The following is an 8,000-nucleotide window of genomic DNA, read 5'->3' on the forward strand; positions in this document are numbered from 1 at the left end:
GTTATTTACTAATAGTGTGAGAAATTGAATGGGCACCGCGAAGGGAATGATTCTAGTTATGGATATTAAAGGGTTTATAAATGATTTGAAAAAATCAAACATTTTCTTATATCAGAATCAAGGGAAGATAAAAATTATTGGACCTCGTGAACTAATAACAGCTGAATTAAAGGGAAAAATAAAGTTATATAAAGAAAAAATTATTATAGCTTTAAAAAATGAAGATATAGAAAAAAAGAATGAAATTCCAAAAGCGAAACAATCAGAAAATAATTGTTATACCTTATCAATGGCACAAAAAAGGATGCTTATTTTAAATAATTTGGAATCTAAAGGTACGACATATAATATTCCTTTAGTTATCAAAATCGTGGGCGATTTTCAAATGCAAGTTTTTAAGAATGCTTTTAAGGTACTAATTGATAGACATGAAGCATTAAGAACATCCTTTGTAATGATTGATGGAGAACCAGTTCAAAAGATAGAAAAAGAAATAGATTTTAAAATTGAATATAGTGAATTAGGAGAAGATAGCGTATCAGAACGAGTGGCACGATTTATAAGACCTTTTGATTTAGAGATAGCGCCGCTTCTAAGGGTAGAGATTTTACGTGTTAATCAGAATGAGCATATCATGATGCTTGATATGCATCATATTATTTCAGATGGAGTATCAATGGGCATTTTAATGAAGGAGTTAGCTGATTTAGTTAGAGAAAAAGAATTAGCACCATTAAAAGTTCAGTATAAAGACTATTCGGAATGGCAAAAAGAATACTATAAAGGAGATAACATAAAGCAGCAGGAGGAATATTGGCTCAAGGTATTTGAGGGTGACATTCCAGTTCTGAATATGCCAACTGATTTTCCAAGACCACAAATACAAAGTAGTGAGGGAGATAGGCTTGGTTTTGAAATAGATTCTGAATTAACAAATAAACTTAAATTTCTTGCAAGGGAAAATGGAGTTACTATGTATATGCTTCTTTTAGCAGTATATAAAACGCTTCTTTCTAAATATACAAGGCAAGAGGACATAATAGTTGGTTCACCAATTGCGGGAAGAACACATGATGATTTAAAAAATACAATTGGCATGTTTGTCAATACCCTTGCAATGAGAAGTTATCCAAAAGCAGATACTAAATTCATTGATTATTTAAAACAAGTAAAAGAAAACACATTAAATGCTTATGAGAATCAAGAATATCAATTTGATACATTAGTAGAGAAACTAAATTTAAGAAAAGAAACAAGTAGAAGCGCATTGTTTGATACGATGTTTGATATACAAACTCAAAATAATTTTGAGTTTAATATAAATGGAGTAACCACTGAGGTTTGCGATATTGATTTTAATGTGGCGAAATTTGATTTAAGTCTTACGGCGATAGAATATACAGATCATTTGAAATTTGATTTGCAATATTGCACAAAATTATTTAAAAAAGAAACAATCAAAAGACTTGCAGGTCATTTAGTAAATGTAATAAAGGAAATTACCAATAATCCGGGGCTTAAATTAGGAGAAATAAATTTACTTTCAGAAGAAGAAACGGAAATCATATTACACAAATTTAATGATACCATGGCCGAATTTCCTAAAAATAAGACCTTAAACCATGTATTTGAAGAGCAGGTTCTAAAAACACCAAATCATATTGCAGTTATATTTGAAGAGGAACAATTAACATATAAACAACTAAATGAAAAAGCAAATCGACTGGCAAGGTTGCTTAGAAAAAATGGTGCAAAGCCGGATACTGTAATAGGAATTATGGCGGATAAATCCCCAGAAATGATAATTGGCATATTGGCAATTTTAAAAGCTGGAGCAGCATATTTACCAATTGACCCTGAGTATCCTGAAGAAAGAATTGAATATATGCTAAAAGATAGTGAAGCAAAATTAGTTGTTACTCAGGAGCACTTACAATTCAAAGTAAGAATAGTTCCAAGTATTTTATTTAATGATGAAGAAATTAGTTCTTTAAATAAGGACAACCTAGAAAATTTAAATCATTCATCTGATTTAGCTTATTTAATATATACGTCAGGTTCTAGTGGAAAGCCTAAAGGGGTTATGACTACACATCGTAACGTCATTAACTATATTTATGCATTTTCAAAACAAATTACTTTAAATGAAGAAGATTCTATATTACAAGTAGTTTCATTTTCATTTGATGCTTTTACGGAAGAAACATTTCCTATTTTGGCTAATTCAGGGAAATTAATTATTAGTAAAAAAATTGGTGATCTGAACATAGATGAGCTAGTTAAAAATATTGAAAAATATAATGTGACTTTAGTAAGCTGTTCACCACTGTTACTCAATGAAATTGATAAAAATAAGCATTTAATACTTAATAAAAATATGAAATTTATTAGTGGTGGAGATGTTTTAAAGTATGAATATATAAAAAATATTATTGAGATTGCCGATGTTTATAATTCATATGGTCCTACAGAAACAACTGTTTGTGCAACATATTATAAGGTCAGTTCCAATGATTGTATGGGAATGAGTGTACCTATAGGTAAACCACTAAGCAATTATAAATTATATGTTTTGGATAATAACGCTCAATTACTGCCGATAGGAATACCTGGTGAATTATATATAGGTGGAGAAGGTGTAGCGCGAGGATACAAAAATAAAAAAGAATTAACTGAAGAAAAATTCAAGTCTAATGCTTTTAGTTTAGGAGAACGAGTGTATCGGACTGGAGATTTAGTAAGATGGCTACCTGATGGAAATATTGAATTTTTAGGTAGAATAGATAATCAGGTAAAAATTCACGGTTTTAGAATTGAACTGGAAGAAATTGAATATCACTTATTAAGACAATTGAACATAAAAGAAGCTAAAGTAATTGATAAAGAGGGGATAGATGGAAACAGATATCTTTGCGCATTTATTACAGTTAATGATTTGAATGAAGAACTGAACATAGATAAAGTGAGAGAGTTGCTTGCCAAAGAGCTTCCTGGTTACATGATTCCTTTGCATTTCATAGAGATGGAAAAATTGCCGATTACACTTAATGGAAAAGTGGATGTGAAAGCATTACCGGAACCAGATTTCAATAAATTTATAGAAAATCATTATGAAGCACCTCGAAATCTAGTAGAAGAGAAGTTGGCTTTAGTGTGGAAGGACGTTTTGGGTATAGAGAAAATTGGAATAAATCATAACTTCTTTGAAGCTGGAGGACATTCACTAAAAGCTTTTTCATTGGTATCAAAGATACACAAAGAATTAAATGTTGAAATACCATTAAAACAAATATTTAATTTTCCTACTATCAAAGGCATTGGCGAATATATAAAAGGGAAAGAAACGAGTACTTACTCAAAAATAAAGAAAGCTGAGGAAAAGCAATTTTATAATCTTTCATCGGCTCAAAAAAGGCTATATATTTTAAATCAAATAGAGGATAGTGGAATTACTTACAATCTACCAGTTGTTATACAAATGAAGGGGCGCTTTCAATTGGACACTTTTGAAAAAGCCTTTAAAGCATTAATTGATAGACATGAAGCATTAAGAACTTCTTTTGTAATGATTGATGGAGAACCAGTTCAAAAGATAGAAAAAGAAATAGATTTTAAAATTGAATATAGTGAATTAGGGAAAGAGAACGTATCAGAACGAGTGGCGCGATTCATAAGACCCTTTAATCTAGAGGTAGCTCCTCTTCTAAGGGTAGAAATCGTACAAGTTAGTCAGGATGTGCATATCATGATGCTTGATATGCATCATATTATTTCAGACGGAGTATCAATGAGCATTTTGATGAAAGAGTTAACAGATATATTTGGAGAAAAAAAATTAGCGCCATTAGAAATTCAATATAAAGACTATTCAGAATGGAAAGAAAAGTTTTGTAACGGTGATAATATAAAGAAACAGGAGGAATATTGGCTTAAAGTATTTGAGGATGAGATACCAGTTCTGAATATGCCAACTGACTTTCCAAGACCACAAATACAAAGTAGCGAGGGAGATAGATTAAGTTTTGAAATAGATCCTGAACTAACAAACAAGCTTAAAATGTTTGCAAGGGAAAATGGAGTTACTATGTATATGCTACTTTTAGCAGCATATACAACGCTACTTTCGAAATATACGGGACAAGAAGACATTATAGTTGGCTCGCCAACTGCAGGAAGACAACATGATGATTTGAAAAATACTATTGGTATGTTTGTTAATACTCTTGTGATGAGAAATCGTCCTAAAGCAGACAGTAGATTCATTGATTATTTGAAGAAAGTAAAAGAAAACACCTTAAATTCTTATGAAAATCAAGATTATCAATTTGATGAATTAGTTGAAAAGCTAGCCTTAAAAAGGGATATTAGTAGAAACGCATTGTTTGATACGATGTTTTCTATTCAAAATTTAGATAATCTAGAGTTGAATATAAAAGGCTTAAAAATCGAACCGTATAACATTGATTTTAAAGCGGCAAAGTTTGATTTAAGTTTATCGGCAATTGAAAATACAGATCATATAGAATTTATTTTAGAGTATTGCACAAAATTATTTAAAAAAGAAACAATACAAAGAATTGGAAATCATGTAGTTAATATCTTAAAAGAAATTGTTAATAATCCTGAACAAAAATTAAGTGAAATAAATTTGCTTTCACAAGAAGAAAGAGAAATGATATTAAACAAGTATAATGATACTGCTGTTGAATATCCAGTAGGTACTATACACGAACTTTTTGAAGAGCAGGTTAAAAAAACACCAAATCATATAGCTGTAGTGTTCGAAGAAAAGCAGTTGACCTATGAAGAATTGAATAAAAAAGCAAATAAACTAGCTAGAACTTTGAGAGAAAAAGGTGTTGTACAAAATAGTATAGTTGCAATAATGGTGGATAGATCAGTAGAAATGATTGTAGGAATATTGGGGGTTCTAAAAGCTGGAGGAGCATATCTGCCGATAGATCCAGAATACCCTACAGAGAGAATAGAATTTATGCTTGAGGATAGTAGTGCGGACATTATTATTACCCAAGAACATCTAACGGATAAAAATGGTTCCTACGGTGAAGTAGTAAATATAAATCATATAGATATATATGATATCGATGAAGATAATTTGAATCATATCAATTCACCAGATGATTTAGTGTATATCATATATACATCAGGAACAACTGGAAACCCTAAAGGTGTGTTAGTAGAGCATAAAAATTTGGTTAATGCCCATTACACTTGGAGAGATCACTATGAATTGTCAAAGTATGAAGTGAATTTATTACAAATGGCTAGTATGTCGTTTGATGTATTTGCAGGGGACTTATGTAGAAGTTTATTAAATGGCGGGACAATGTATATAGTACCGAGTCATATCAAGCTAGAACTAGATTTATTATATAAGATAATTAAGAAGTATAAGATTAATATTTTTGAATCCACTCCAAGTCTTATTATACCTTTTATGAATTATGTATATGAAAATAATTTTGATCTCACGACATTACGATTATTAATATTAGGTTCTGATAGCTGTCCTATACATGAGTACAAAAATTTGGTTAAAAGATATGGGGAGAATATGAGAGTAATTAATAGCTATGGAGTTACAGAAGCAACTATTGATTCTAGCTATTATGAAGAAGAGTACGATTATATACCACAAATGGTAAATACTCCTATAGGAAAGCCGTTAAATAACACAAAATATTATGTTTTAAACTCTTTATTAGAACCACAACCTATAGGGGTGTATGGTGAATTGTACATTGGTGGAAAAGGTCTTGCAAAAGGATACTTAAACAAGCCAGATCTTACTCATGAAAGGTTTGTTTCAAATGGCTTTATACCTGGTGAAAAAATGTATAAAACAGGAGATTTGGCAAGATGGCTTTCAGATGGAAATATTGAGTTTTTAGGAAGAATAGACAATCAAGTAAAGGTTCGAGGGTTTAGGGTAGAAATAGGAGAAATTGAAGCTAAACTATTAGGTAATCAAAATATAAATCAGGCGGTAGTAATTGATCGGAAAGATAATGCTGGTTTTACCTATTTATGTGCATACATAATAGCTAAAGAGGAGCTAACTACAAGTGAATTAAGAGACTACTTGTCAAATTATTTACCAGATTATATGATTCCTTCATTTTTTATTCAATTAGATAAAATGCCTCTTACACCGAATGGAAAAATAGATAGAAAAGCATTGCCTCTTGTACAAGAGGGGGACCTTTCTAAGGGAACAGATTATGAAGCGCCTCGAAATGAAGTGGAAGAACATCTTGTATCAGCTTGGCAGGATGTCTTGGGTATTAAAGAAATTGGAATTAACGATAGTTTTTTTGAGGTTGGTGGAGATTCTATAAAAGCGTTACAAATAGTTTCTAAACTATCGAAAGTGAATCTTAAACTCAAAATTAAAGATTTATTTGAAAACCCGAAAATTAAAAATCTTAGTAAGTATGTAAAAAATGAATCGAGAGTAAAGAAAAACTATGAAATAATTCAGGGAAATGTTCCTTTAATGCCAATACAGAAAAGACATTTTGTATTAAACGAAGCATTAAATAATAAAGAGCTAAATCACTATAATCAATCATTTATGCTGTATAGAAAAAATGGATTTGAAGAACAGATTGTAGAAAAGGTGTTTCGTAAAATTTGTGAAAAACACGATGCTTTACGAATGATTTATAAAGAGGAAAATGGTGAAATTATTCAATATAATCGTGATTTAAATGGGGATTTCTTTGATTTATATGTCCATGATATTAAGAGTCAAGATAATCAACAGGAGATAGTGGGTCAACTAGCAACAAATATACAAAAAGAAATTTCGATTACTGACGGTAAAATGTTAAAACTTTGCATTTTTAGAACAAATGAGGGTGATCATTTGCTTATTACTATCCATCATCTTGTAATAGATGGAGTATCATGGCGAATATTATTCGAAGATTTCGAAATGTTATACAAACAAGCATATCTCAATGAAAAACTTGATATAGGTTTTAAAACGGATTCATTTAAGGAGTTTTCAGAAAATTTAATGGATTATGCGGTAGGTAATAAACTTCTAAAAGAAAAAAAATATTGGGCAGACATATCTAAAATGAAAGTAGATTTTTTAGCAAAAAATGAAGAAATAGATGTGACCGATTATAAAAATAGCAAGACCTTAACCATTTCACTAAATAAGGAGAACACTCAAAAGTTATTGGGAGAAACAAACAAAACATATAATACTCAAATAAATGATATCCTTTTAGCGGCTTTGTTAGTAACAGTAAGAGATTTAACAGGAGAAAACAGGCTGAAAATTCTCATGGAAGGTCATGGAAGAGAAGAAGTCATTGAAAACATAGATGTTAGTAGGACTATTGGGTGGTTTACTACAATATACCCTGTATATTTTGATTTAGGTAAAGAAAAAGAAATTTCTATGAGTATAAAATTGGTAAAAGAGACTTTAAGAAAAATTCCTAATAACGGAATAGGATATGGGGTTTTAAAATACCTAAAAAAGGATCAAGATTTGTTAAATGATGAAACGGCACCTATATTATTTAATTATTTGGGAGAAATGAGTAAAAAAGCGACCGATGAAGAATTTTCTGCATCATGGCTATCACCTGGCGAAAGTATAGGTGGCGAAAATGCAAGAGATGCTTCTATAGAAATTAATTCAATAATTGTAGAGGATACATTAATAATAAACACTACCTTCAATGAAGGGGAATATTCTGAATTTTTAATCGCTGATTTTAACCAAAAGTATAAAGAGAACCTTGAAATGATAATCAATCATTGTATTAATCAAACGGAATCAGAAAAAACAGCTTCCGATTATGGTTACAATAAAATGTCACTAGAAGAGCTTGATGAGTTACTAGGTGAATATGAATTCATCGATAATTAAAGCCTGGAGGCAAAACACAATCATAGCGACTACTTAATTGTACAAATCATATTTATAATTTTTGTGCCTTTTCCGACGGAAACTATTT

The 8,000-nt window shown here is 30.5% G+C and carries 1 protein-coding gene; it reads left to right on the top strand.

The window, feature by feature from the left end; translation table 11 throughout:
• Window positions 1–58 precede the first annotated feature (58 nt).
• Window positions 59–7,912, top strand: coding sequence for a non-ribosomal peptide synthetase (locus tag CGQ22_RS14445; RefSeq protein WP_139032781.1), 7,854 nt, complete (start codon window positions 59–61; stop codon window positions 7,910–7,912).
• Window positions 7,913–8,000: the final 88 nt, after the last annotated feature.

The sequence above is a fragment of the Bacillus sp. M13(2017) genome, assembly GCF_002218325.1.
Taxonomy (GTDB): domain Bacteria; phylum Bacillota; class Bacilli; order Bacillales; family Bacillaceae_G; genus Bacillus_A; species Bacillus_A thuringiensis_K.